A 23,788-nucleotide genomic window follows, 5' to 3' on the forward strand; every position below is an offset into this window, starting at 1 on the left:
ATCGGGATCGACGCTGCCATGAGTCATTTCAAAACCATGCTCCTGCCCGTTCAACTCCGGCGACTGCATGCGCTGGATTCCTGGTATCGCACTTTTGAAAATTGCGCGTTGCGGATGGATTGCCCGGACAGCTATCACGAAGAGCTTCTGCGTCAGGCAGATGAGATGGATCGCAAGTGCATCGTTGACTGGGATGAGTGGCGCGAGCTGCGCGTGGCCGCCGATCAGGCTTACTTGCGGGCAGTCGCGGGCGAGGATTACCAGCGGGGCGAGCAAGACACATCGAAGGAGGATTGAATGGATCTGCCGACCGATTTGCGCGCACGCCACGGCGCAATCTTCATGGCTTCGGGGCTGACGCGTTTCGCGCTGTGGGCGCCTGATGCGCAGGCAGTCAGTGTCGTGACCTCCGACGGTCGATCATGGCCGATGCCAGCACAACAGGGTGGCTGGTTCGTGCTCGAAGTCGTGTGCGCGGCGGGCACTCTCTACAAGTACAGAGTTGACGCCCATCTGGAGGTTCCTGATCCGGCTTCGCACGCTCAGGCTGAAGACATTTATGGGTACAGCGTGGTGCTCGATCAAAACGTCTTTCGTTGGCAGCATCAGGCGTGGCAGGGGCGACCCTGGCATGAGGCGATCTTTTACGAACTCCACGTTGGCCTGGTAGGCGGCTATGCGGCAGTGGAGGCGATGTTGCCGCGCCTGGCTGATCTGGGCGTCACGGCTATCGAGTTGATGCCGCTGGCGCAGTTCCCGGGTATTCACAATTGGGGTTATGACGGCGTGTTCCCCTACGCGCCGCAGGCATCCTACGGTTCTCCGCACGAACTCAAGTCGTTGATCGACACCGCGCACGGGCTGGATTTGGCGGTGGTACTGGACGTGGTCTACAACCACTTCGGGCCAGACGGTAATAATCTGAATGCGTATGCCAGGGAGTTTTTCCGCAGCGATAAGGAAACACCGTGGGGCGACGCTATTGATTACCGGCGGCGTGAAGTGCGCGATTTTTTCATCGACAGCGCGCTGATGTGGCTGCAGGACTACCGTTTTGATGGCTTGCGGCTGGACGCCGTCCACGCCATCGAGGATCCGACTTTTCTCGAGGAATTTTCGCAGCGCGTTCGACAGCAGTGCGGCGAGGCTCGCCAGGTCTGGTTGATCCTGGAGAACGAACTGAACGAGGCGCATCGACTTGAACAAGGTTTCGATGCGCAGTGGAATGACGACGGGCATAACACGCTGCACGTGCTGCTCACTGGCGAGACCGACGCCTATTACGCCGACTTCGCGCAAGCCACCACGCAAAAACTGGCCCGGATGCTGAGCGAGGGGTTTGTTTACCAGGGCGAGGCGACCAGCGATGGCCAGCCCCGCGGGGAATGCAGTGTGCATTTGCCGCCGAGTGCATTTGTGCTGTTCCTGCAAAACCACGATCAGATCGGCAATCGCGCTTTCGGCGAACGGCTGGTACATCTTGCTCCCACGCCAGCCTTGCGCGCTGCCACGGTCTTGTTGCTGCTCTCGCCGATGATTCCGTTGATCTTCATGGGCGACGAATGTGGGGCCGATCAGCCGTTTCTGTTCTTCACTGACTTTCGCGATGAACTGGCGCAGCAAGTGTGTGAAGGGCGGCGAGGGGAGTTTGAAAATTTTGCCGCGTTTGCGGACAAAGAAACACGCGAGCGCATCCCTGATCCGAACGCCACATCGTCATTCGAAAACTCGATACCGGCACTGGATGCACCATCAAAGCAAAAAGACCAAGACCTCAATCCCGCCGACTGGTTGGCCTTGTACCGTGAGCTGCTGCAACTACGCCAGCGTGAGATTTTGCCCCGACTGCCTGGCGCCAAAGCGATTGAAACACTGGTGCTGGGTGATAAAGCAGTATCGGCGCGCTGGCGCATGGGCGACGGTTCAGTCCTTCGGATCGATTTGAATCTCTCGGACCGGATCGTCTACCAGTTCGAAAATCCTGTGGGCCGAACGCTCTATGAACTTCCTGCGAGAAATGAGGAAGATTCGCTACGCTTGTCGCTTGATCGCTATGCGGTTTTAGTCACGCTCCAACCGAGCGGGGCGGACGCGTGAAACGCTTCACGCACGCTTCGGCATCGTTACCACGAATGTGGTGCCGCTTCCGTGCTTTGAAATGACCTCGACGGCGCCACCGTGTGACGTAACGATCTCCGACGCGATGAACAAACCCAGACCCAGACTTTCACTGGGCCCATGGTCGGCAACCGGGTGCTGAGAAAACCGGCCCATCGGGTTGAAAATGAACGGCAGCACATCGTCCGGAATCGGTTGACCACTGTTGTGTACCGAGAACGTCACACCGTCCTGCGAAGCATCCAGTGTCACCCTCACAGGTTGCTGGTTATCACCGTGCTGCACGGCGTTGCCGATAATGTTGGAGAACACCTGCTCCATTCGCGCGCCGTCAAATTCGCCCTCACAGGAAGTGCTTTTCTCGAAGAGGATATCCGTGCCTGGATGGAATGCCCGAAGCTCATCAACAATGCGCTCGCACAAAGGCACCAGGTCCAGCCGCTCTCTTTTCACCGGAATCCCCGGGCCCATCTGGCATCGCGTCAGATCCAGCAGATCGCCGACAATCTGGCTGGCGCGTTTGACGCTGGTGTAAATCTGCGATGCGATTTTGGTCCCTCTGGGTCCGATGTCCTCCGAGCGTCGCAACATGTCGGCCCCGAGCAAAATAGCGCCCAGCGGCGTTCTCAAATCATGCCCGAGAATGCCCAGAAAGACGTTGCGTGACACTTCGACCGCGCGTGAGTAGCTGGCGATGGATTCCGCCAGCGCCTGGTCGATTGCTTCGTGAAATCGGGTCATGTCATCCACGTCGAGTGGCGTGCCAGCCTTCATTTGCTTTGACCACTGACTGAGCACGCTCGCCCTGAGCGCACGGTACTCGGACGCCATCTGATCGATGGTGAAACCTGCCATCAGTCGGGTGACAGCGTGGGTTTCCGCAGGCGTTTCGACCGGGCTGGCAGGTGCGTTGCCATGGGATTTCGCAAGCTGCTCCTGGGCCGTTTGCTTGGTGCGCAGATCGACCACGATGGCCTGGAGCATCTGTTCGGCGTGATCACGCAACGCGTTGGTACCTAACGGTGCGCCAGGCGTGTCGATGGTCCGTGCGAAATCTTCCCAGTCCTGCAAGATGGGCTCGATGTTGTCGGTGATGAAATCTGACAGCCGCATGTAGGTGATCCTGATAAAAATACAAAGTACGCGACGGGCTATGGACGCGATGCAACCTCATCCAGATGCTGCAACAGGCTCAAAGGATCCTCGTAAACCCGCAGCGCCCCGGCGCGCTCAAGCTCACCAGTATCGTAGCCGCCCGACAACAGACCGATGCCGGTTGCCTTGCTGCGTCTGGCCGCGAGCATGTCCCACACCGCGTCGCCAATCACCAGGCATTGCTCTGTCGGCGCATCGAGTTTTTGCGCCGCCGCCAGAAACAGGTCGGGATCCGGTTTGCCGTACTTGACGTCATCGCGCGTGATGAGATTGACGCCTTGCGGATCAAGCCCGAGCGCCTTCAAGTTGATGCTCGCCGTTTCGATCCCGCCGCTGGTGGCAATGCACCATTTCAATTTCTCTTCGGTCAACGTGCCCAGCAATTCAATCGCACCGGGCAGGGCGGTGATCTGATGGCGCAGATCCTGATAAACCTCAGCGTGCTTTTTGCTCAGCCTTTGCGCCTGTTCTGCGCTGATCTCTTGCCCGGTTTCCCGCGACAGCGTTTTCAGCATCAGCCCGCCGCTCATGCCGATCTTGCGGTGAATACGCCACATCGCCAGTGGAATACCTTCTGAATCCAGCGCCGCTTTCCAGGCGAATACATTCTGGTAAACGCTGTCGGTCAACGTGCCGTCAAGGTCGAAAATAAATGAAGTCTGCGGGCGCATGCGGATACCTGTCTGTTGCTTGCATCGTAAAAATGAACTTCCTGCACCTCTTGATTAGACGTGCTCTATTTTTCGAAAGCATGAGGGGGGAGTCGTTCATTCTTTTGCTCGAGACAGGCTTGCAATTGCAGACTGATTGCGTCGATTCAGACCACTGGTCAGCCACGTAAAACGTCCAGCAGCCGCGACAGCACTAAGTATCAAGGTCTTGGGATTTACGATATGTCGCTTACGGTGTTGGTAGTAGAAGATGACGAAACATTGCGCTCCCTGATCGTGGAGGCTGTCTCGCTGCTGGGTTTTCGAGTGCTGGATTGTGCCTCTGCGGATGACGCGCTCACCACTTTGGTTGACTGTTCTTCAGTGGCGTTGGTCATAACCGACGTTTGCATGCCGGGCAGTATGGATGGAATAGGGCTGGCGAAAATGATCTGGATACGGTGGCCATCTTTGCCCGTGATCATTACCTCCGGCAACCGTACGATGCCGGAGGACTTACTTCCCGATCACGCAATGTTCCTGCGCAAGCCCTGGACGCTCGATGTGCTGCACAGCGCGATTACGGTGTATTTGCCGGAGTAGGATTGAGCGAGCGCCTATCACGATTCAGCGCGCCGTTTCGTTGGCCTAAGTTAGAATTGCTCTCGGCAGGGTAGACCGCATAAACGTCTTTGGAGGGGCCGCATGATATTGCCGAAGCACGAGCTCAGTGAGCTATTGGTTAACGCCGAATCCCATGGCTTAGCGCTGAGTGATCTGGCAGGCACTTGTGACAAGTTACGTATTGCGCCGACAGACCTGCTGAACGAGTTGTCTGTCGCAGTTGCGCATGGCTACCTACAGAGGGCCCTGAGCTATGATTTTTGCGATGCTGTCATGAACGGGATCATAGGTGCTGTGGTTGAAGTGGGGATGACTGACGATATGCCTCAGCCGGCTTTCGCCCTTTATCAGGCATTCGATCAAGGTGAATGGATTCGCCGTTACGATCCTCCGGAGACCAACCCGGCTGAGAAATACACGAGGCCGATGGTCGAGCAAATCATGCGCAAGCTTAGAGGTTAGTTTCCGCAGATCCCAACGCCAGCAACCCGATATGAGGATAGCGATGCCTGTAGATTTGGATGAATTGTTGGAAAACGTGAACGATGAGCAATCGTTTATCGCGTTTGTTCAGGCGCTGGGTTGTGATTTTGCCAGAGAGCGTGTGCTGGAGCGGTCGCCTCCTTCATCTCCGTATGGGCCCGGGGTTTTGGGTTGGGAGAATGGATCTGTCGATTCGTTTCTGGATGCAGCAGCTGCCTGGGCGATCGCTGACTCCAGGAATACTCCGTCGAGTACTTCGCAACCCAATGTATGGCAGCGTTGTGCGGAAATTCTACTCGCTGGCAAGTTTTATGAGTAAGCGAAGGTAAAACGGAGAGGGGACAGATTTATTATCCGTAAATAAATCTGTCCCCATTTTTACGGCATCTCACTTCGCAAACGCATATTCCCCACCTTGTTCCAGCGCCTTGCAATACGCCTCTCTGCCCTGAAAGCGCTTCACCCACGCCGCGAGATTCGGGTACGCCTGCAACTTGCCCTGCGCCCCGGCGATTTCGCCGATAAAACTCATTTGGATATCTGCGCCGGTCAGTTCTTCGCCCAACAGATACGGCGAGTGTTCCAGCGCGTCGTTCAGGTAACCGAGATAGTTAGCCACTTCCGATTCGATACGCGGATGTAACGGCGCGCCGGCTTCACCCAGGCGTCCAACATACAGGTTGAGCATCAGCGGCAGCATCGCCGAGCCTTCGGCGAAGTGCAGCCATTGCACGTACTTGTCGTAGGCGGCGCTGGCTGGGTCCGGTTGCAGGCGGCCGTCGCCGTGGCGGCGGATCAGGTAGTCGACGATCGCGCCGGATTCGATCACCACGTTGGCACCGTCCTCAATCACCGGTGATTTGCCCAGCGCATTGATCGCCTTGAGTTCCGGCGGCGCGAGATTGGTTTTCGGGTCGCGCTGGTAGCGCTTGATCTCGTAGGGCAGACCGAGTTCTTCGAGCAGCCACAGAATGCGCTGCGAGCGTGAGTTGTTGAGGTGGTGGACGATGATCATGTCGGCGCTCCAATGTGCACGGCCAGGGGGTGTATGAGCAGACTGCTATGCGACAGCAGAGTGCCCTGAATTGATTGACTTGTCTGACGGCAGTGGAGGATTTTGATTCAGGCGCATACCCATCTCGACCGCGCGGTTCTCAAACCCGAACTCTGCATACATGCGCGCCGCACGCTCATTGAACGGCCAGACCGTCAGTCTCAAGTCCTGCGCGTCATGCTCGACCGCCCAATCCCTGACACGCTGAATAAGCCCGCGCCCGATGCCTCTGCCGGAAAACCGTTCGGCGACACACACCGAACCGATGCGCACCACGTTCATCGGCTGCATCAACGGGCCGACGCTTGGCGCTATGTTGGCAGTAATGAACGCGGCAGGTTGCTGATCGACATGCGCGATGAATACAACGTGCCCCGCCTTCTCGAACACGCCTGACCAGTGCGGCAGATCACGCGCAAAATCTTCGGTGGGCGCGGCGTAAATGTCTGGCCGGGCAACGTGGTGGACCGCGTTGAGCAATTGACCCAACTCGCACATGGTCAGTGCGTCGTCTGCGGTGGCGGTTCGGTAGGTGATGGTGTCTTCCATGAGGTGTGGCTCTCGACGAATGGGTAAGGGCTACGCAAATTATCTGGTAAACCGGGTAACACTGACTTTGCATATGAGGCCGACGGCCGCAAGGTCACGCAGTTTTGTCACCACGGCTTCGCGCTCGGTTTTAGGGGTAAATGAATCCTGAACTGCATAGCGACCATCGCACCACGCATTGAGATGGCGGAGCCAGAAATCCTCCACAACCGGCTCTTTTTCCAGTCGCTGCAACAGGTACGCCACCTGCTGCCAACCGGGCCGCAAATGTAGTATTTGTTGGCGGCGACGTGGCGATAACTCATGCCAGTCGCGATCCAGTTTCTCGCCGACCAACGCGTTCACTGCAGACCAGGACTGCTTGTCGAGCCGCACGATTGCTGTGGCGAACACCTTGTCGCACGGGTCATCAAGTGCCCCGAGTAACTCGGGCAGATGCGCCTCGCCAAGCAGGTGCGCCGTTGCCTGACGCACTGTGGGAAAGCTGGAGCGCAGCGCTGCGGTCAGCCATCGTTGGTCGAGGCAGGCGTCAATTTCGCCCGCCAGACCAAGGATGCCTAGCCACTCGCGTTTGCCTGTCGGGTGATCGTGCGCCAACCGTTCATCCAAGACTTCCAGCGTATCGAGGTCGTGACGCGGTGCCGACCAGCGCGCCAGACTGCGGATCGCGGGCGATGCATCGAGCAACGCCTTGCGCAACAGCGGTCGCGGTTCTTCGAACAACGGCAGTAGAGCGCGAAGCACGCACACCCGCACTTTCGCCCCCTGACGCGCCAAAGCCTCAACTAACAAAGGTGAGGCTTGCTGTGCCGGCAATTGCTGGCAGGCAGCTACTGCATCCAAGCGAACGATCAGCTCGCGATGAGCCAAGGCATCGCGCAGGAGGCCTTGCGGGTCGGGATCGTTCTCCAGTAAAAGCGCAAACAGATAGCGCGCGGCTTTACCCTGTCGTGTAAGGAAATCGGCATGGACTTGCGCGCGAGTTTCGGGCAATTGCAGTACGGCGCGAGCGGCATGCAGGGTCGGGCCGTGGTCGGCTCTTTGCCGCGCAGCCAGCGCAATGAGCGGCACCAGCGCGAACAACAACGCCGAAGCGTGCAAGGGCGTCAGATAACGGTTCAGCCCGGCCCGCGCCAGTTCACGGATCTGCGGCACCCAATCATTCAGGCGCACGATCAGCGCCACGAGTGTTTCTGGCGAAGCGTCGTTGCACAGTTCTCTGACTGCGACTTCGCGCACGAAACCGTTGTCGTGAGTGCTGAGCTCTATCCATGATCCGCTGCCCTTGGCGTTCGCCAGCAGCTCCAACGCTTCGGCGCGTCGACGCTCCTCCCATTTGCACTCGGATGTGTGCTTGTTCTTCAACCTGTCCAGCCATTCCCATGTGGAGCTCACGCTGCAATCCTTTCTGTACGCTGGTGCGGTCTGTTTGGCGGATACTCTAACGACTTTTTCCGGCTGGTTGGCCAGTGGCGCAAGGAGATTCAAATCATGGAGATCAAACGCGCCCACCCCGGCGATGCCCAAGTGGCATTCGACATCCGTCTGCGAGCGATCAGGCATCAATGCATCGGCGCCTATACCGAGGAACAAATGCTGATCTGGACCAAAGGCGCGGCCGAGGACGGATATTGCACGCTGATGGAAAAGCACTTCTATCTGGGCTGCGTCGAGGGCGAGCCGATGGCAACCGGGATGCTCGATCTGGAGCATCGGGAGATCGGCGCGATCTTCGTACTGCCCGATTTCATGCAGCGCGGCCTCGGTCTGCAGATGCTGGATTTCCTTGAGTCTGTGGCGCGGGAATCGGGCCTCGAAAAAGTCAGCCTGGATGCCACGTTAAATGCGGCGGACTTCTATCGACGTAGCGGTTATGAAGGTGAGCAAACGGCGATTTACCATTCGCCGTCGGGTCTGCAACTGGCGTGCATTCCGATGGTGAAGCGGCTGTAGCGCCGCGTCACAGTTCTAGCCGCGCGGTGCGTGCGCCAGAAACTCTGTGATCAGCGAAGTCACCTGCTGCTGCAGCACCTCCCGCGCGCGGCCACCCTCGGCATCGCCGCAAATGATGCCATCGCCGGGCGACGATTCTTCGATCAACTCCACCGCACCGGGTTTGCATCGGGCCATGAAGGTGAAGTGGCTGGCGTCCGCGATCTCGACGTAGCGCGACGACGCTGCGGGCAAGCGTTTTGCCAGATCGGCGGATTCCAGCTGCACGGGGAGGTCTACCGACGGCACGCCCGCGCCGATCACCAGCACGGGCACCGGCAGGGCCGCAAGGCTCGCATCGGTGAAGCCGCGGGACAGGCCGAGGTCCAGCGAGACGACGGCGCTGATCCGCTTGTCGCTCAAGTCAGCGGCCAGACGCGCCTCAGGGGTGGGATTGAATTTTTGGTAGTTGATGCAACTGCTCAGTTGCGTATGAACCTTGCAATCCTTGGCAAACAGGTCTGGATCGAAACGCGAGCCGGCGAGTTCAAGCGCGGTCCAGCCTCCGAGCGAATGGCCGACGACGGCAATGCGTTGCTTGGCAACGGCGCCAAACTTTTCCGGTTGCGCCGTCACTGCATCGATGGCCCGGCGAATGTCGTTGGGCCGTTGCCATAGCTGCGCCGCTGCCTGCGGACTGCGATCTTTGCTGGTGGTGCCTGGGTGATTGACCGCCGCCACAATGTAACCCTTATGGGCCAACGCGCTGGCCAGCCACGCCTGGTTGATCCAGTTACCGCCGTTACCGTGAGAAATCACCACCAATGGATGTTCGCCCGCAGTCGGTGGCGCGTCGGGCACAGCAGGGTTACCGACGAACACGATGGTGTCGGCGATCAACTCCGGAGTAGCGGTGGTTGTGCTGGGGTACCAGACGACCATTTCCAGCGGGCGGTTGTTTTGTGCGTCCGGCAGGGTAGTGGTCTGAAAGCCGATAGGGCTGTCGACTGCGAATGCGGGGGTGGTCAGGCAAATCAGAAGGAGTGAGGCGAAAGCTTTTTTCATTGTTTTTATCTTCCTTGAATGGATCAACTCATCGGGAGCAACGCGTCAGGCGAGTCTGCCCCTGAGCGACGCTGCCGCCGATGCTAACAGCGGGGTATCGCGACAGGCTAGTGCCAGGCAGAACCGCTGCGTGATCGATGGTTATCGACGCGTCGAGATGGCGGAGGCCGCGATGTCCCACGTCAGCATTATCTGGGTAATCGCCGCATCGATGACCTCGTGCGATGTGTTGTCCCGAGCAAGGATCGAGATGCCCTGCAAGAAACTGTCAAACACCGTCGCCATGCCGTGCGCGTGGGTATTTCCCGGTAGTTCACCGGCAATGATTCCCCGCTCGACACACGCCAGAATCCCCGCGCGAGTGCGGGCGCGGGAGTGGGACAGCGCCGCGACCACCCGCGCATTTTCCGGGCTGGGTGCGCTCATCACGCCGAGGGTGACCATGCAGCCCTTCGGGTGGCCGTCTTCACACTGCATCAGCGCCGACTGCCGCAGTGCGGTTTCGATGGCGCGGCGGGGCGGCAGGTTCTCGTCCCACAGGCATTCGGTGACTTGGGCAAATGTCGTCAGATAACGCTGTACGCACTCATCAAACAGCGCTTCTTTGGAGCCGAACGCCGCGTAAAAGCTCGGCGCGGAGATCCCGCCACCCATGCCGTTTTTCAACTGCGCGAGCGAAGTAGCGTCGTAGCCGTGTTGCCAGAACAGCAGCAGGGCCTGCTCTACGGCCTGGTCGCGGTCGAAGTTACGTGGGCGGCCCATTTGTGCCATTTCAACACTCCTCTGAGGAAGAGATAAATACTAGTCGATACATAAGTCGTTGACAACGAGGCGTGTCGCCCGCAACATTTGTATCGATCAGTATTTAAATCCGCGATACGCTCTCAAGGAATCTCCCGTGACCCCCTCAATGACCTTATCCGCAGCGCCCGAACGCTTGCCAATCGGAGCCTTGCTCGCGCTGGCGATGACTGGCTTCATCTGCATCGTCACCGAAACCCTGCCCGCAGGTCTGTTGCCACTGATTAGCGAAGGCCTGGCGATTTCCCCGTCGATGGCCGGCCAGATGGTCACGGCTTACGCACTGGGTTCGGTGCTGGCAGTAATCCCGATGACCATCGCCACCCGCGGCTGGCGCCGGCGCAATGTGTTGCTGCTGACTATCGTCGGCTTCTTGCTGTTCAACTCCATTACCGCATTCTCATCGCACTACGGCGTGACGCTGGTGGCGCGCTTCTGTGCCGGGATTGCGGCGGGGTTGGCCTGGAGCCTGCTGGCAGGTTACGCGCGGCGCATGGTCGAACCTCATCAACAGGGCAAGGCGCTGGCACTGGCCATGGTCGGTGCTCCGATTGCGTTGTCTCTGGGCGTGCCGCTCGGGACCTGGCTGGGTGGGCTCGTGGGCTGGCGCACGACTTTCGGCATCATGTCGGCGATGACCCTGGTGTTGATCGCGTGGGTGCTGGTTAAAGTTCCCGATTACCCGCCGCAGGCCGCGCACCAGCGCATGTCGCTGCGCACTGTGCTGACCACTCCGGGTGTCCGACCTGTGCTGGCGGTAGTGATCAGCTGGATGCTGGCGCATAACATCCTCTACACCTACATCGCACCGTTTGTGGTACCGGCCGGGTTGGGCAATCAAGTTGATCTGGTGTTGCTGGTGTTCGGCATTGCCGCATTGCTGGGGATCTGGCTGACGGCCAAACTGGTTGAGCCGTTGTTACGCAAGACTGTGCTGGTGAGCCTTGCAACATTTGCAGCGGTCTGCGTGCTGTTAGGCTTGCTGGGCAGCGTGCCTGAGGTGATCTACATGGGCATGGCAGTCTGGGGACTGAGTTTCGGCGGCGCAGCGACCTTGCTGCAAACCGCGCTGGCGGACGCGGCCGGTGATGGGGCGGATGTGGCGCTGTCGCTGAATGTTGTGGTGTGGAACAGCGCGATAGCTGGCAGTGGGGTGATCGGCGGGGTATTGCTCGATACCTGGGGAGTCGCCTCTTTCCCATGGGCGATGGTGGGGCTGGTGGCTGTGGGTTTCGCGATTGTCTGGCGTGCGCAGCTGCATGGGTTCAAAACAGGTCCGAGAGCGACGGGCAAGCCTGCGGTGGCGGGGCACTGAGTCAAGCGTCCAGCCACAGCTCCGTCGCATAAATTTGAAATGTGCTGCATTGCCCGACACAATCGCGCCCCGATCCGGCCTACAGCGCCGGACGTTCGTGGTGAAAAGGATCTGCAGTTGAATCAACACACTTTGTCCATGCGCCTGGAACGCGTGGCGGCGCATGTGCCAGCGGATGCGCGGCTGGCCGATATCGGTTCGGATCACGGCTATCTGCCGGTGGCGTTGATGCGCCGTGGCGCGATTGCAGCGGCAGTCGCGGGGGAGGTGGCGTTGACGCCGTTTCGCGCCGCACAACGCACTGTGCGCGACAACGAACTCGAGCAGAGGATCAGCGTGCGTATGGCCAGTGGTCTGGCGGCAATCGAGCCGGGCGACGGAATTACCGCGATCAGCATCTGTGGCATGGGTGGCGAGACGATTCGCGACATTCTCGAGGCCGGCAAGGCGCGACTGCGTGGCCGCGAGCGCCTGATCCTGCAGCCCAACGGCGGCGAACAGCCCTTGCGCCAATGGCTGATGCAACACGACTACCGCATCGTCACTGAAGAGCTGCTGCGGGAAAATCGTTTTTACTATGAAATCATCGTCGCCGAGCGCGATGAGCCGGTGGCGTACAGCCCCGAAGAGCTGTACTTCGGCCCACTACAGATGCTCGCGCGCAGCCAGGTGTTTTTGAGCAAGTGGCAACACATCTTGCGGCACAAGCAGCAAACACTGACCAGCTTCGCTCAGGCGCGGCAGGCCGTTCCCGAGGATAAGGTGCAGGAGACGGCGCAACAGGCCAAATGGATCAGCGAGCTGCTCAGCCAAGCCTGACAAGCGGCTTTCAAGGACGCACCAAAGGCAACGTCACAGTGAATTCGCTGCCTTTGCCTTCGCCTTCACTGCGACCAATCACCGTGCCGCCGTGGGCTTCGACCAGTTCGCGCACCACCGTCAGACCAATCCCCAGGCCCGACCCGTTGAAACTGATGGCGCTTACGTCCTGTACATAGGGATCGAAAATGAAGGGCAGGGCATGCGCGGCGATGCCAATACCATTATCGGCAATACGGATCACCACCAAGTCGGATTCGGATGCAACAGACAGCTCGACCGTCCCGTCATTCGGCGTGTACTTGGTCGAGTTGGTCAGCAGATTGTGCAGGATCTGCGCGAGACGCACCGCATCACCGTTGACCATCAGCGTTTCATCAGGGAAATGAGTGGTCAACTGCAGGTTTTTAGCGCTCATCATCGGACTGCATGTCTCGATTGCACTGTTGATGACTTGCACCATATCAACGTCGCAACGATTCAGGCGCAGCTTGCCGCTGCTGGCGCGCGACACATCCAGCAGGTCTTCGACCATGCGCGACATATGCTGAATCTGGCCTTCGATCAGCGCCCGCATGCGTGGCAACTCAACGCTCGGCATCTTGACCATGCGTTCGGCAATCATGCTGATGGGAGTCAGTGGATTGCGTAGCTCGTGGGCGACTTTCGCCAGAACGCTTTTTTGCTGCGCCAACGCCTGCTCGGCCCGCGATTGCAGGTCTTGGGCGCTGAGGGCGGCGAGAACCAGTTGCTCGTTGGCTTCAAGGGTTTCCAGATAAGACTCGGACAGCTCGGCATTGGCCGGCGCATCCGCATCCGACAACGCCCCGAGCAGCGCCAGGACCAATTGTTGATTGGCCTCGATCAGATGCTCGATTTGCGGGCTGTCGCGCAGTTCACTGTTGACGTCGACCAGTTCTTTTTCCAGCGTTACCAGCAGCGCCCGGGCATTGACGATTTTTTTGCCCAACAACAAGAGCTCGCGGGCGGCATTGGCCAGCTCGCGTTCGTTCTTGCCACCGGTTTCAATCATGTGAAGTACTCAGTCATATTCGTCTCCCAGACGTAGAGCATCAGGACGTGCTTTTAGTCGGGCGTCCGCCCAACAACCCTTCACGACCGTGCAGCATTTCGCCAACCTGCAACCCGTTGTCGTCGATCTGATACAGACGCAATTCATCCGAATGCGCACTGGCACGAACCTTGACCACACCCATGATGCGCAACAAGCGGCTGTCGACCTCGATATAGCGCTGCACGATGATCGCATCGGTGAGGAACGCCGTACCGTAAGGGCTGAACCGCAGATCGGTATACCGATCTTCGAGTTCGGAGGTCATCAACACCGTAACACCATATCCGGTCAAGGCGATGACCAGTCGCGACAACGATTCGCGGAAGTCGTCGCGAAAGGTCGGTGCCACCGCCAGTTCGAAGCCCGAGAGGGAGTCGATGACCACGCGGGTGGCGCCCAGACGGCGGATCTCGTCCAGCAGCATTTGCACAATCTCATCGATCGACAGATCGGGCGCGTGGCTTTCGACCAGTCCGACTTTGCCGCTCTCGATCAATGTCGTGAGTTGAGCGCTGCGCAGGTGATTGGGCCGCTGCTCGAAGACTGCGATGACCCCGGTTTCACCGTTGCGCGCGCCTTCGGCGAGGAACGTCGAGGCGAGGATGCTTTTGCCTGATCCCGAAGGTCCGGCAACCAGCAATGAATAACCGCGGGGCAGGCCGCCGCCGAGCATTTCGTCAATGCCCGGTACGCCGATACTCAGACGTCCAGACTGCTTGCCGGCCGCTGAATCGGCCATTACTGCCCCGTCTGCGCCTGCGGGTGGAAAAACCTTGATCCCGCAATCGGCAATCCGGAAGGTGTGCAGCCCCGGCAGAGTCGGCTGGCCGCGCATCTTCATGATTTCCATCTTGCGCACCATCGAGTTGCGCTGGACGCTCTGACGCAGCCAGATCAAGCCATCGGCCACGGTGAAAATCGGGTTTGTGTCGGTTTCGGTGAAGTATTCGCCGATCAGGAATGTGGTGGCCTGCCAGGTGGTCATCAACATACCCAGTTGTTGCACGAACTGAGGCAGATTGTTGTTCGGATTGACCTGTGTCTGGCTCGCCAGCACCACCGAGCGGAACGAATCCACAAACACCAGGCCCGGCGAGTATTTTTCGACTTCGATGACGATGCGGCGCAACACTTCGTCCAGATCACCGGCGAGTGTGTCGTCAGCCAGGTTGATGTAGCGCACCGATTTGTTGATGGTTTCGCTGTCAAAAAAGTCGAACTGCTGCTGATAGCGCAGCATTTTCAGTGGCGGCTCGCCCAGCACGGTGAAAAACAGCGCAGGACGCTCCGGGGTGGCCAGGGCGAACATCATTTGATGCGCCAGCGTGGTCTTGCCGCAGCCGGGCGGGCCGGCGATCAGATTGAAGGAAAACTCCGGCAAACCTCCGCCCAGCACCTCGTCCAGCCCAGGTACGCCCGTAGCTAAACGGTTGATTGTTACTTTGCTGCTCATGGCGAGATTTCCTGCGCGGGTGGGGCGCTCGAATTGATGTCCCACACATCCAGAAGCAGACGTGCGCAGAGCGAATTACCGATCAGCGTGGCCAACAGCGCATACAGCGCTTTCAACCATTCTTCGCCAAGGAAAATGACGTCGGTTCGATTTTGCTGGACGAGGATGGATCTGAGATCCTCCAGATCCAGAGGGTCTGCGAGGCGCCGAGCAATGTCGGCCAGCCGTGGCTGCGCAGAGGTGCAGAGGTTAAGACTACGGCGAAAGAGTGCAGCGACCCCTATGGGGCCAATGACCGGAACGAGCGCAGCGCTTGTGTCGTGGAGCAACGTAATGATCGCACCGGCGACTTGGTCGATGTCTGCGATGTGATCAACCCGGAGCGCCAGGGACGCAACGATCCGGCGGCCCTCTTCGCTTTCCGTAGGCATGGCTGAAAGATTTCCGATGTGTGTACGTCGAGTCTACACGGGTGGGGTGGATGCAGCGGTGTTTTCCAGAGGTGCACAACAGATGGACAGTGGTTGTTGCGGATTAGTTTGATATATCGGGATTTGGCGGGCGCATGGCTTGCGGGCAAGCTTTTTTCCGCGTCAGCCAGGCGCTCGACGGCACGTCCGATAATTGCCTAAGCTGCACGCCTCAGCCGTAGTCATTACAAGGAATGCACATGATCGATGGACCCGCTGTTGTTACGGTTTTCCTGGTTTACCTGGCCGGCGTGGTGATTCCGGGGCCGAACTTCGTCGCTGTCGTGCACAAAGCCGTGGCTGCCAGCCGTTCGGAGGCGTTGGCGCTGGTCGCCGGTATCGTGCTAGTCAATCTGTTCTGGGGCGCAAGTGCCATTGCAGGCGTTGGCATCGTGTTTGCCGCGTTTCCCTGGGCGGCACTGATCGTCAAGGTGCTCGGCGCGGCCTATCTCATGTGGTTCGGATTACGCCTGCTGATCAAGTCGGGGCAGGGCGTGTCGATCTCTGAGCGGCCGAGTGTCGACGGAAGCTGCCGTCAGTCGTTAATTCAGGGCATCGTGACCAACATCGGCAACCCAAAATCCATGGCGTTCTACGCCGCAGTGTTCTCGGCGGCCGCCCCCGCGCATGTCTCGACCGGCACATTTTTGTCGATGTTGGCGGTGGTGGTTGTGGTTTCGCTGACTTGGTATGGATTGGTGGCGATTGCGCTGTCGCAACCGAAGATTGCGTCTGCTTATCGGAGCAGAAAAACCGCGATTGACCGGGTGTGTGGTGGGTTGATTTTGTCGTTGGGGGTTCGGCAGTTGGTTCGGTAGGTACACAAGCGGGCGCTTAAACCTGATCGGAGTTTGGTGGCGATCTGAGTGGGGGCTTTGGACACGTTGAACGCAGTCCATCGATATGCTCCATGAGACCGTCAGGAATGCTCTGCCACATCGGGTCGAGTATGAAATCCACACCTTCGCGCCGCGCCATCTTTGCCGCTGGCACAAAGTCTGCGTCGCCTGCGATGAGGACAATCTGATCGACCTGCTGTTTGAATGAAAGAGAGGCAACGTCGACACCGATTCTCATATCCACGCCTTTTTGGCGTGTATCAATGCTGACGTCAGTGTCTGTCAGATCTGCGATCTGAATTTTTCCTTTTAGCAATTCTGCGATTTTCGCGGGCTTGATCGTCCATTTCACGTCTTTCGACAGATGTCCCAGCCGCAACGCCAATTTTCGTTTGCTGCGCAATCGAACGTGCAACTCCCTGCGGAAAACGGCCTCTCTGGATTTCGAAAAATCCACAAGCTTCTTAGTGATGGGGTTGTGTTGCTTGGTGTCCAGCGGAGGGCAGTCGTAGAAGAAAATTCGGTAAAGCTCTCTTCTCGGATGCTGATGTGGCCCAAGGGGGAGGCCGTTAGGACGGGGAATGCTTCTGGAGGACAGATGAGCTGTCGCCCAACGGTGAACCAAATCGGCAGCCCGCTCGGCATTGAACGCATTTTGAGGTTCGATTCTGCGAAATCGTTTGATGAAGTACGCGCCGTCAACCAAAACTGCTGTGGGCATGCTTTTCCTGAAAACAAAAACGCCCAAGGGTTTGGCACGTCCTGGATGGTTAGGACGGCTTACTGCCTTGGGCGGGATGAGTGGAGACTAAAGAGTGCTGACGATAACGTCAATCACGGCTTTGTCGTTTCGTGCAAACGGCTGGCATTTCATTTCGCCTGGCTTGCGTATTCGCCGATGTGCTGCGATGGGGAAACGATAAAGCCTTGAGAACGAGCCTACAAGCCAGCGCTTTCTGCCATGTTTGTAGGCAAATGCGCAGGCTGTCGTAGCCTTGAGGAAAGAATGGTGGGTTATTAAACGGTAAGCGCTAAACACTCTGTCTCCACTCCACAGGCCCGCCACTCATCCATACCAGAACCTAAAAAGGAGAGTATCTAAAAGGGGACTATCTAAAAGGGGACGGATTTATTATCTGAGCCTTCACGCAGGCTCTTCCAGCCTGCGCCCGTGCCCCAAAGAATCACGCTGCATCGATTGCAGGTTTTTCTCGATGGTTTCGCACAGGGCTTCCATCTGAATCTGGTGTTCGCTGTGGCGAAACGGGCTTTGCAGGTCGGTGCCGATGCGTTCGATGGCCAGCAGCATAAAACCGACCACGGTCGAGGCCAGTGGTGTGTACCAGCCCAGCGACTCAACCAGGCCCACCGGCACGATCAGGCAGAACAGCGAGATAAACAGCCGCGGAAAATACACGTAAGGGTAGGGCAGCGGCGTATTGGCAATCCGCTCCATGCCGCCCTGGCTGTTGGACAAATCCACCAAAGTCGACTCCAGCCGGGCCAGACGAATGCTGTCCAGCCGTCCGGCCTTGTACTCCCGCGCCAGCAACGCCGCTGAGCCGGTGAGAATGTCGTTGGCAAAGTTATTGGTGGTGCCACTGCGCGCAAATTCATCCGCGGGAATAAACGCACGGATTTCATCCGGGCACGGATGGCCCTGCAGATGCGCCGCGAGGCAATTCACATACGCCACGTGGCGGCGCAGCAAGGTCGACTTGACCGGATTGACCTCCGCGCCAGCGTCATCCAGCAACGTCAGCACCTGCCGGGCGAAGCTGCGCGAATTGTTGATCATCGACCCCCACAACGTCCGCGCTTCCCACCAACGGTTATACGCGCTGCTGTTGCGAAAACTGATCAGCACCACCAACGCCGAACCGAGCAATGTCAGCGGCATCAACGGCAGGTTGATCTTGGCGTTGAGGAACAGCATGAAGTCCACGGTTACGGCGATGTCCCAAAGCAACAACCAGAACAAAGCCCAACCCACATAACCCATGGTCTTGATGATCAGACGGTATTTTTTGATGATGGCAGCTTTCAAACGGAAACCTCGTGGCGAGCGGTAAACATTAATGCCTAAGCTCGGACGGTGTTTTTGGGTGAAAGGTTCGCTGGCGGCTCGAGTCGTTGCAGAAGCAGCCGACGAAGATACAGCGGATGGCTGTTAAACGCGGCGCGTTCAGGCGCTCATAGCCTGGAAGCAATTTCCTTCCAGATGTCGCTGTAGTTGTATTTCAGCCAGCGAACCAACGCTTTATCAAACTGCCTGCGAAACCAGTTACGTTCTCTTGCAGCCAGCCTTTCCTCTATCGAAGCCCTGAGTAGGTGGGGATCGAAGCCCGTCCACACCGGGGGCACGGGCGCCACGAGGTTGGTGAAGCACACTGGTGCGACCTCTGAGTAAAGGATTTCGTAAAGTACGTCAGGATCGACGCCTCTTACGCTATTCGCTATGTAGTCATACTCGATGGCGAAATCGTTGAACGGCCAGGAGAGTGCGGCTCTGACGTCGGTCAACTGCGGCTCACTCAGTAAATGTCCCAATGCGAAAACTCCTTCAGCTCTTCATCCAATGAATCGGCGGTTGCTTGGCACGCGCTGCCACCTTCTTTCCAGTTTCTGAAAGGCTGTCGTTGCAGGTCAAGCGTAACGACGCCCTGATCGTCAAATGCGTCTATGGTTAAAAGACACCCCTTGGTCTTCTGAAGGAACGAACCATGCCCAACGTTCGCTCGTTATTTGCCGCGATTACTTGTCTCGCGCTTGCCTGCGGTTCGGTGACGACACTGGCGGATCCTGGTAATGGGAAGGGGCAGGGAAAAGCGCAAAACGGCCAAGCCCATGGCAATTCGAAATCGCATACAAACAAGAGCAAAAATGCCGACGCAGACCGGAGTCATGGGCCGAGTATTGACCGCGGTAGCGTGCTCGGAATTGTCGGTGGTTATCGAGACTACTGGAGCCAAGGCCCAGCGTTGCCACCCGGCATTCAAAAGAATCTTGCGAGGGGTAAACCGCTTCCACCCGGGATCGCGAAAAAACTCGATGGCCGGCTGGTCGGCAGACTGCCTCATTACGACGGATACGAATGGCAGCAGGCCGGTACCGACTTGATACTCGTCGCGCTGGCGACCGGGATCATTTATGAAGTTCTCAACGGCGCATTTGATTAGTGGGAAATGGTGACAGATTTATTTTTCTGCACTGCGCGGTCAGCATTCGTGTGGTTGCGCGACCTTGACGTGATCTGACGCCTGACTCACTTCCAGCCTTGTTTAATCAGGTTTTTCGATGGCGTTTAAGGACACTAAACGTTACTCCCTAAAGGCTACACCGGCTTGCGCCATTGCCTACGACTACGCCAGAATCCGCCGGCTTGTGCGTCTACGGCGCGGGTTCTATTGTGGGTCGGTCACTGAGAAACAGTGATCGGGTTTGGTAGCCCGTGTCCGTCAGCAGCACAAGACTACTGTCTTGCGGCGACTCTCATCGTCTCCGTTCTATGGTGGTCATGCGCGGGGCGTCTTCGGACGCGCCGGGGTTCCTGACGGCCGGTCTACCAACCTGCGTATGGCCACCACCCTTCGTTTGGTAGCGAGGGTGATGGCTCCTAATCGCTTATCCGTTGGGAGTTACACCATGATAAAACCTACGCCAAATCCTCCAGAAACCGACCCGGTTTCCCCGTATCAATTCCCCGACTCAAAAACCCTGAACGAAGCCGCCGAACGCGCCCTCGACCATTACCTGACACCCAAACAACGCATCATGGGCAACCACCACAAGCACGACCCCATGTTCATCGCCAATACGGCCTATGACACCGAATCGCTACTGGCTAACGCCAGCGAATCTCTCGGTTCGGCCGGGGAAATGCTCCACAACTTTGCTGCCGTGCTGGATCCTGCCCACCGGAAGACTGCGCTGGGGATTGCGCAGGTGGTGATGTTGGGGGAGTTAGCGGTGAATCAGGCGCTGGATAATGTTGAGGTGAAGGTGTGAGCATTTGCCACCTCGTCTAGGGGGCTGTGAGATCACATAACGTGACCATCGCTTGGCCGGAGTTGCTTGGTGACAGGCAGCTATCGGCCAGAAGCAGTCGGTGGACAGACTACGGGCAAATAGATTGTGTCCTGCTACCCTCTTTATCGTAGTCGGGCTTGCCATCATCCCTATCGCGTTATCCCTTGATAGATCTCGCGCTTACCATGACATGGCATGTCAACTAATGAGAGAGTGTCAGGATAGCGCCATGAAAGTTCGATGCCCTAGCTGCGGTTATATCGCAGACAAGCTTTCGGCAAGCCTTAGGTGTCCTAAATGCGACGATTTTTCCCACGACTGGCTGATTTATGATTGGGAAAGCTTTGCTTCAATTAAGCGTCGACATATTAGATACAACTTATTCATTATTGGCATGACTTTCATTAATTTACTTGTGGCGATCACCTTGAAATCAACAGATGTGTTTCAATGGTTGTTCACCTTGTTGTTTATCCCAGCCATTATCAGTTTGTTTTATTGTCGAAAACAGCTTGATAGTGAATCGGAGTATGAGGGGCATAGAGGCAGAGCTTTACTTTTCTGGATTTTCGGTTTCGGGGGTATCTAAAGCGGCTAAAGAAAAAAGGGGACAGATTTGTTTCTCAGAAAATAAATCTGTCCCCTTTTCTGTTAAAAATGTTACGCCTTAAACACTCCATTGCTTGTCTATGAAAGAACAGTGATGGCCAGAAAATATTAATTTGCTGCACGGTGCATTCTCCGCGCATTTTGATGCGCCGCCACCTACACTCAATTCGAATGGTTCCGGCTTGAAATCAACGGAGTGAATTAGATGGCCAATTCCGCAGGCAAGCGAAGAAGGGTAGGACTGGCAGGCTTGGTGGTCATGGCCGTCGTTGTTTTGACCAGTTGCAATTACGGACATCGACCGTATCAGCAAGCGCCTTTGCAGCCTATGCACGGCCTATCTAATGTAGATGTGGAATTGGATGATTTTGGCAATTTCTGGGATCGCAAAAAGGCGGAAGGTGTTCTCAATGCGATCGATGACAGCGCGGCAAAGTCCAATGTGGTTGTGCTGCTATTTGTCCATGGCTGGCATCATAACGCTGCCGAAGATGACACTAATCGCAGCGATTTTCACATTACCGTAAAGGCGGTAGATGAAAAGCTCAAGGATGAGATTTACCAAGACGCCAGAACGAACTTAAACATTGGAGGTGATGTGAAGGTCGTAGGTGTCTATCTTTCCTGGCGAGGTGAGTCGCTTCCTGGATTTCTGGATTATTCAACATTCTGGGGGCGCAAGGCTGCCGCGGAGCGTGTAGGGGATGGCGCGGCGCGCGAGTTTATCTTCCGCCTCAACGAGATATACAAAAAACGTAACCAAAGTGATCAGAAGCATTTCATGGGATTAGTCAGCATCGGCCATAGTTTTGGTGGGCAGGTGCTCTACAGATCCGTCGCGGCATCGCTAGAAGATAATTTCCTTCTGCATGAGGCGCAACCGGCTCAGATGCCAGTGGCCAGCGTGGGCGACGTCACCGTGCTGATCAACCCCGCGTTTGAAGCTGCACAGTTTGATCGCCTGCGAGCGTTGCAGTCCAGATATTCCTACAGCCCGGCACAGACACCTGTACTTCTGGTGTTTTCAGGGGAAAGAGATTGGGCGCGGCAATGGTTTTTCCCGCTCGGACGGCGTGTCAGTGCCTTGTTCAGGCCGGCATTTTCAAGCGATGAGAAAAAAGCGGAGTGGATTACGGCTCTGGGTGAGTACGAACCACAACGTACCCATTTGCTGACTCTACAGCCCAATAAAGCTTCCTATAAGTTTTCCAAAGATTATTGCCAGCAAGCGTTGAATTTTGACCTGACCAACCCCGGTGTTCCGTTTGCTGGTGCGAACCTGACCGCATTGTCAGGTCGGAGCAAACCGTACAATCCGGTTGTGGTTGCCTACAGTGATAACGAGTTGATAGAAGCCCACAATGGCATCTTCAAGGAGGACTTTCGCACGTTCCTGATCGATTACGTCGCATTGCTGGAGGGGAAGCGGTTATGCCTGAAAGCTCAGTCTTCTTCACTTTCAATCGTCGGAGCGCATGATCCGACCTAACAATCGTGCATCAGCTTACGCTGTGCAGAGTGATCGCGACCTGAGTTGGTGTGGTGTCGGTTGCGGGGAGTCTATTTGATGAGGATTCGCCATTGGCGAACTCCCGAACCATCCCAACTCTAAACCTTAACCCACCACCCCCGACTCCACGCACTCAACATATCCACACTCAAAGAAAGGGCTGAGACAGGTGTAAACCTATTTCAGGACTAGACACATGAGGTGTTTGTGACAGCCAGAAACATGTCGTAACAGCGTCGCCCCACGTTTTGGAAAAGGACACTCGGCAGGCCATTGCTGACGTGGCAACCTGCTCGTACCTCTACTCCGCGAGCCAACAGCGGCACTGTGCCGAGTCCCAGGCCCTGTTTGACGAACCCTGAAAGTTTTAAAGACCATTGGAGCGTCAATGTCAGCCAACACGCAAACACTCCCCATCACCCTGAACCCGCAACTCGACTTCGACCAAAACGCCGCCAGCGTTTTCGGCGAGTCGCTGACCAGTGAATATAGCCAAGCGACCCCATTCCCGCACATCGTCATCGACAACTTCCTGCAGACAGACGTCATCGCTAGCATCCGCGAAAACTTCCCGGTTGAACCGACCAACAACGAAATGCTTTACGAGCGCGGCTACAAAGGCCAACTCAAACGCCAGATCAGCCCGAACGAATGCAGCCCCTACTTGAAGAGCTTGTTCAACGCCTTCAACTCCGCGCCGATGCTGCAATTCCTTGAAAAGCTGACCGGCATTCACGGGCTGATTTCCGATCCCTATTTCACCGGTGGTGGCCTGCACGAAACGAGAAGTGGTGGTTTCCTCGGCGTACATTCCGACTTTCGCCTCAACAAAAAGCTCAACGTTGAGCGGCGGCTGAATGTGATCATTTATCTGACGGAGGATTGGCAGGAGGAGTACGGCGGGAACCTGGAGCTTTGGGATATAGGGATGAAGAAATGCCTGAAGAAGGTTTTGCCCATTTATAACCGCTGCGTGATCTTCAACACGGACAAGGACAGCAATCACGGACATCCGGAGCCGTTGACTACGCCTGAGGGCATTACTCGGCGATCCATTGCGCTTTATTACTACACAGCGAGTACGCAAGCGGCAGATCCGTCGCAGCGCAATAAAACTCACTATAAGCCGCGACCGAAGGATCGCTGGAGTTTGAAGTATTACGTGAACAAGTTGCTTAAGAAGCGGTGAGGGGGCTACTTGCTCACTGATCACGATATGCAGGCTTGAGGATGCGAAA

Annotated in this window: 27 protein-coding genes; 14 read left to right on the plus strand and 13 right to left on the minus strand. The window is 57.1% G+C overall.

The annotated features are described in order from the left end of the window. The first annotated feature begins 18 nt into the window (after positions 1-18). Both ACP7EE_RS12005 and treZ read left to right on the plus strand, forming a co-directional pair. On the plus strand, positions 19-297 hold the full coding sequence (locus ACP7EE_RS12005; RefSeq protein ID WP_426234668.1) for a hypothetical protein: 279 nt from the start codon (positions 19-21) through the stop codon (positions 295-297). Continuing rightward, positions 298-2,097, plus strand: coding sequence for a malto-oligosyltrehalose trehalohydrolase (treZ, locus tag ACP7EE_RS12010; protein ID WP_426234669.1), 1,800 nt, complete (start codon positions 298-300; stop codon positions 2,095-2,097). A gap of 6 nt (positions 2,098-2,103) precedes the next feature. Here the strand turns inward: treZ and ACP7EE_RS12015 are convergent, their stop codons facing one another. Both ACP7EE_RS12015 and ACP7EE_RS12020 read right to left on the minus strand, forming a co-directional pair. Continuing rightward, positions 2,104-3,231, minus strand: coding sequence for an ATP-binding protein (locus ACP7EE_RS12015; protein ID WP_426234670.1), 1,128 nt, complete (start codon positions 3,229-3,231; stop codon positions 2,104-2,106). A gap of 38 nt (positions 3,232-3,269) precedes the next feature. Continuing rightward, positions 3,270-3,944 (minus strand): HAD family hydrolase, encoded by a 675-nt coding sequence (locus tag ACP7EE_RS12020; RefSeq protein ID WP_426234671.1) that lies wholly within the window; start codon positions 3,942-3,944, stop codon positions 3,270-3,272. A 222-nt stretch (positions 3,945-4,166) separates the two neighbouring features. Between ACP7EE_RS12020 and ACP7EE_RS12025 the strand changes: the two genes are divergently transcribed. From ACP7EE_RS12025 to ACP7EE_RS12035, 3 genes are all read left to right on the plus strand, one after another. Further along, complete coding sequence (locus ACP7EE_RS12025; RefSeq protein WP_426234672.1) at positions 4,167-4,526, plus strand: response regulator; 360 nt, start codon at positions 4,167-4,169, stop codon at positions 4,524-4,526. Positions 4,527-4,628: 102 nt separating this feature from the next. Continuing rightward, entirely contained in the window at positions 4,629-5,009 is a 381-nt protein-coding gene (locus ACP7EE_RS12030) for a hypothetical protein (RefSeq protein WP_426234673.1), read from the plus strand. A 43-nt stretch (positions 5,010-5,052) separates the two neighbouring features. Beyond that, positions 5,053-5,349, plus strand: coding sequence for a DUF7660 family protein (locus tag ACP7EE_RS12035; RefSeq protein ID WP_426234674.1), 297 nt, complete (start codon positions 5,053-5,055; stop codon positions 5,347-5,349). A 69-nt stretch (positions 5,350-5,418) separates the two neighbouring features. Here the strand turns inward: ACP7EE_RS12035 and ACP7EE_RS12040 are convergent, their stop codons facing one another. The 3 genes from ACP7EE_RS12040 to ACP7EE_RS12050 are packed head-to-tail and all read right to left on the minus strand — an operon-like array spanning position 5,419 to position 8,028. Continuing rightward, complete coding sequence (locus tag ACP7EE_RS12040; RefSeq protein ID WP_426234675.1) at positions 5,419-6,045, minus strand: glutathione S-transferase family protein; 627 nt, start codon at positions 6,043-6,045, stop codon at positions 5,419-5,421. A gap of 45 nt (positions 6,046-6,090) precedes the next feature. Further along, a complete protein-coding gene (locus ACP7EE_RS12045; RefSeq protein WP_426234676.1) occupies positions 6,091-6,633 on the minus strand; it encodes a GNAT family N-acetyltransferase in 543 nt (180 codons plus the stop codon). Between the two features lie 39 nt (positions 6,634-6,672). After that, the gene (locus ACP7EE_RS12050; RefSeq protein WP_426234677.1) at positions 6,673-8,028 is read right to left on the minus strand and encodes a PBS lyase; all 1,356 of its coding nucleotides are present in this window, start codon (positions 8,026-8,028) and stop codon (positions 6,673-6,675) included. A gap of 93 nt (positions 8,029-8,121) precedes the next feature. Between ACP7EE_RS12050 and ACP7EE_RS12055 the strand changes: the two genes are divergently transcribed. Then, positions 8,122-8,586: a GNAT family N-acetyltransferase gene (locus ACP7EE_RS12055; protein ID WP_426234745.1), complete on the plus strand. Its 465-nt coding sequence runs from the start codon at positions 8,122-8,124 to the stop codon at positions 8,584-8,586. 15 nt (positions 8,587-8,601) lie between these two features. Here the strand turns inward: ACP7EE_RS12055 and ACP7EE_RS12060 are convergent, their stop codons facing one another. After that, the gene (locus ACP7EE_RS12060; protein WP_426234678.1) at positions 8,602-9,630 is read right to left on the minus strand and encodes an alpha/beta hydrolase family protein; all 1,029 of its coding nucleotides are present in this window, start codon (positions 9,628-9,630) and stop codon (positions 8,602-8,604) included. A gap of 141 nt (positions 9,631-9,771) precedes the next feature. Further along, on the minus strand, positions 9,772-10,401 hold the full coding sequence (locus tag ACP7EE_RS12065) for a TetR/AcrR family transcriptional regulator (RefSeq protein ID WP_420650922.1): 630 nt from the start codon (positions 10,399-10,401) through the stop codon (positions 9,772-9,774). A 127-nt stretch (positions 10,402-10,528) separates the two neighbouring features. Between ACP7EE_RS12065 and ACP7EE_RS12070 the strand changes: the two genes are divergently transcribed. Then, a complete protein-coding gene (locus ACP7EE_RS12070) occupies positions 10,529-11,746 on the plus strand; it encodes an MFS transporter (RefSeq protein WP_426234679.1) in 1,218 nt (405 codons plus the stop codon). 117 nt (positions 11,747-11,863) lie between these two features. Continuing rightward, the gene (locus ACP7EE_RS12075) at positions 11,864-12,565 is read left to right on the plus strand and encodes a tRNA (adenine(22)-N(1))-methyltransferase (RefSeq protein WP_426234680.1); all 702 of its coding nucleotides are present in this window, start codon (positions 11,864-11,866) and stop codon (positions 12,563-12,565) included. A gap of 10 nt (positions 12,566-12,575) precedes the next feature. On the opposite strand, the gene ACP7EE_RS12080 is transcribed toward ACP7EE_RS12075, so the two are convergent. The 3 genes from ACP7EE_RS12080 to ACP7EE_RS12090 are packed head-to-tail and all read right to left on the minus strand — an operon-like array spanning position 12,576 to position 15,524. Beyond that, the gene (locus tag ACP7EE_RS12080; protein WP_426234681.1) at positions 12,576-13,598 is read right to left on the minus strand and encodes a sensor histidine kinase; all 1,023 of its coding nucleotides are present in this window, start codon (positions 13,596-13,598) and stop codon (positions 12,576-12,578) included. 40 nt (positions 13,599-13,638) lie between these two features. After that, positions 13,639-15,093 carry an RAD55 family ATPase gene (locus ACP7EE_RS12085; RefSeq protein ID WP_426234682.1) on the minus strand — a complete coding sequence of 485 codons (1,455 nt, stop codon included), beginning with the start codon at positions 15,091-15,093 and terminating at the stop codon, positions 13,639-13,641. Beyond that, positions 15,090-15,524: a hypothetical protein gene (locus tag ACP7EE_RS12090; protein WP_426234683.1), complete on the minus strand. Its 435-nt coding sequence runs from the start codon at positions 15,522-15,524 to the stop codon at positions 15,090-15,092. Before ACP7EE_RS12090 ends, ACP7EE_RS12085 begins: the two co-directional genes overlap by 4 nt. Before the next feature lie 239 nt (positions 15,525-15,763). Here ACP7EE_RS12090 and ACP7EE_RS12095 point away from each other — a divergent pair, with 239 nt between their 5' ends. Continuing rightward, a complete protein-coding gene (locus ACP7EE_RS12095; protein WP_426234684.1) occupies positions 15,764-16,381 on the plus strand; it encodes a LysE family translocator in 618 nt (205 codons plus the stop codon). Between the two features lie 16 nt (positions 16,382-16,397). Here ACP7EE_RS12095 and ACP7EE_RS12100 read toward each other — a convergent pair whose 3' ends face one another. From ACP7EE_RS12100 to ACP7EE_RS12110, 3 genes are all read right to left on the minus strand, one after another. Next, positions 16,398-17,123, minus strand: a complete 726-nt coding sequence (locus ACP7EE_RS12100) for an NYN domain-containing protein (RefSeq protein ID WP_426234685.1) — start codon at positions 17,121-17,123, stop codon at positions 16,398-16,400. Positions 17,124-17,546: 423 nt separating this feature from the next. Continuing rightward, entirely contained in the window at positions 17,547-18,449 is a 903-nt protein-coding gene (locus ACP7EE_RS12105) for a bestrophin family protein (protein WP_426201155.1), read from the minus strand. 146 nt (positions 18,450-18,595) lie between these two features. Further along, positions 18,596-18,952: a DUF7079 family protein gene (locus ACP7EE_RS12110; protein WP_426234686.1), complete on the minus strand. Its 357-nt coding sequence runs from the start codon at positions 18,950-18,952 to the stop codon at positions 18,596-18,598. Positions 18,953-19,125: 173 nt separating this feature from the next. On the opposite strand from ACP7EE_RS12110, the gene ACP7EE_RS12115 reads away from it, so the two are divergent. The 5 genes from ACP7EE_RS12115 to ACP7EE_RS12135 all read left to right on the plus strand — a co-directional run bounded on the left by ACP7EE_RS12115 (position 19,126) and on the right by ACP7EE_RS12135 (position 23,739). Further along, on the plus strand, positions 19,126-19,581 hold the full coding sequence (locus ACP7EE_RS12115) for an anti-virulence regulator CigR family protein (RefSeq protein ID WP_426234687.1): 456 nt from the start codon (positions 19,126-19,128) through the stop codon (positions 19,579-19,581). Between the two features lie 466 nt (positions 19,582-20,047). After that, entirely contained in the window at positions 20,048-20,410 is a 363-nt protein-coding gene (locus ACP7EE_RS12120; protein ID WP_426234688.1) for a DUF6124 family protein, read from the plus strand. A 250-nt stretch (positions 20,411-20,660) separates the two neighbouring features. Beyond that, entirely contained in the window at positions 20,661-21,020 is a 360-nt protein-coding gene (locus tag ACP7EE_RS12125) for a hypothetical protein (protein ID WP_426234689.1), read from the plus strand. 225 nt (positions 21,021-21,245) lie between these two features. Then, complete coding sequence (locus tag ACP7EE_RS12130) at positions 21,246-22,529, plus strand: hypothetical protein (RefSeq protein ID WP_426234690.1); 1,284 nt, start codon at positions 21,246-21,248, stop codon at positions 22,527-22,529. A gap of 409 nt (positions 22,530-22,938) precedes the next feature. Beyond that, entirely contained in the window at positions 22,939-23,739 is an 801-nt protein-coding gene (locus tag ACP7EE_RS12135) for a 2OG-Fe(II) oxygenase (protein ID WP_426234691.1), read from the plus strand. Positions 23,740-23,788 lie beyond the last annotated feature (49 nt).

The sequence above is a fragment of the Pseudomonas sp. TWP3-2 genome (assembly GCF_049897765.1).
In the GTDB taxonomy this organism is placed as follows: domain Bacteria; phylum Pseudomonadota; class Gammaproteobacteria; order Pseudomonadales; family Pseudomonadaceae; genus Aquipseudomonas.

Bases quoted from the DNA above. Each gene is read 5' to 3' on its own strand.
- ACP7EE_RS12005 (WP_426234668.1), top strand. From the start codon at position 19: ATGAGTCATTTCAAAACCATGCTCCTGCCCGTTCAACTCCGGCGACTG.
- ACP7EE_RS12130 (WP_426234690.1), top strand. From the start codon at position 21,246: ATGGCCAATTCCGCAGGCAAGCGAAGAAGGGTAGGACTGGCAGGCTTG.
- ACP7EE_RS12060 (WP_426234678.1), bottom strand. From the start codon at position 9,630: ATGAAAAAAGCTTTCGCCTCACTCCTTCTGATTTGCCTGACCACCCCC.
- ACP7EE_RS12125 (WP_426234689.1), top strand. From the start codon at position 20,661: ATGAAAGTTCGATGCCCTAGCTGCGGTTATATCGCAGACAAGCTTTCG.
- ACP7EE_RS12100 (WP_426234685.1), bottom strand. From the start codon at position 17,123: ATGCCCACAGCAGTTTTGGTTGACGGCGCGTACTTCATCAAACGATTT.
- ACP7EE_RS12020 (WP_426234671.1), bottom strand. From the start codon at position 3,944: ATGCGCCCGCAGACTTCATTTATTTTCGACCTTGACGGCACGTTGACC.
- ACP7EE_RS12015 (WP_426234670.1), bottom strand. From the start codon at position 3,231: ATGCGGCTGTCAGATTTCATCACCGACAACATCGAGCCCATCTTGCAG.
- ACP7EE_RS12035 (WP_426234674.1), top strand. From the start codon at position 5,053: ATGCCTGTAGATTTGGATGAATTGTTGGAAAACGTGAACGATGAGCAA.
- ACP7EE_RS12090 (WP_426234683.1), bottom strand. From the start codon at position 15,524: ATGCCTACGGAAAGCGAAGAGGGCCGCCGGATCGTTGCGTCCCTGGCG.
- ACP7EE_RS12065 (WP_420650922.1), bottom strand. From the start codon at position 10,401: ATGGCACAAATGGGCCGCCCACGTAACTTCGACCGCGACCAGGCCGTA.
- ACP7EE_RS12080 (WP_426234681.1), bottom strand. From the start codon at position 13,598: ATGATTGAAACCGGTGGCAAGAACGAACGCGAGCTGGCCAATGCCGCC.
- ACP7EE_RS12045 (WP_426234676.1), bottom strand. From the start codon at position 6,633: ATGGAAGACACCATCACCTACCGAACCGCCACCGCAGACGACGCACTG.
- ACP7EE_RS12025 (WP_426234672.1), top strand. From the start codon at position 4,167: ATGTCGCTTACGGTGTTGGTAGTAGAAGATGACGAAACATTGCGCTCC.
- ACP7EE_RS12085 (WP_426234682.1), bottom strand. From the start codon at position 15,093: ATGAGCAGCAAAGTAACAATCAACCGTTTAGCTACGGGCGTACCTGGG.
- ACP7EE_RS12030 (WP_426234673.1), top strand. From the start codon at position 4,629: ATGATATTGCCGAAGCACGAGCTCAGTGAGCTATTGGTTAACGCCGAA.
- ACP7EE_RS12135 (WP_426234691.1), top strand. From the start codon at position 22,939: ATGTCAGCCAACACGCAAACACTCCCCATCACCCTGAACCCGCAACTC.
- ACP7EE_RS12115 (WP_426234687.1), top strand. From the start codon at position 19,126: ATGCCCAACGTTCGCTCGTTATTTGCCGCGATTACTTGTCTCGCGCTT.
- ACP7EE_RS12095 (WP_426234684.1), top strand. From the start codon at position 15,764: ATGATCGATGGACCCGCTGTTGTTACGGTTTTCCTGGTTTACCTGGCC.
- treZ (WP_426234669.1), top strand. From the start codon at position 298: ATGGATCTGCCGACCGATTTGCGCGCACGCCACGGCGCAATCTTCATG.
- ACP7EE_RS12120 (WP_426234688.1), top strand. From the start codon at position 20,048: ATGATAAAACCTACGCCAAATCCTCCAGAAACCGACCCGGTTTCCCCG.
- ACP7EE_RS12040 (WP_426234675.1), bottom strand. From the start codon at position 6,045: ATGATCATCGTCCACCACCTCAACAACTCACGCTCGCAGCGCATTCTG.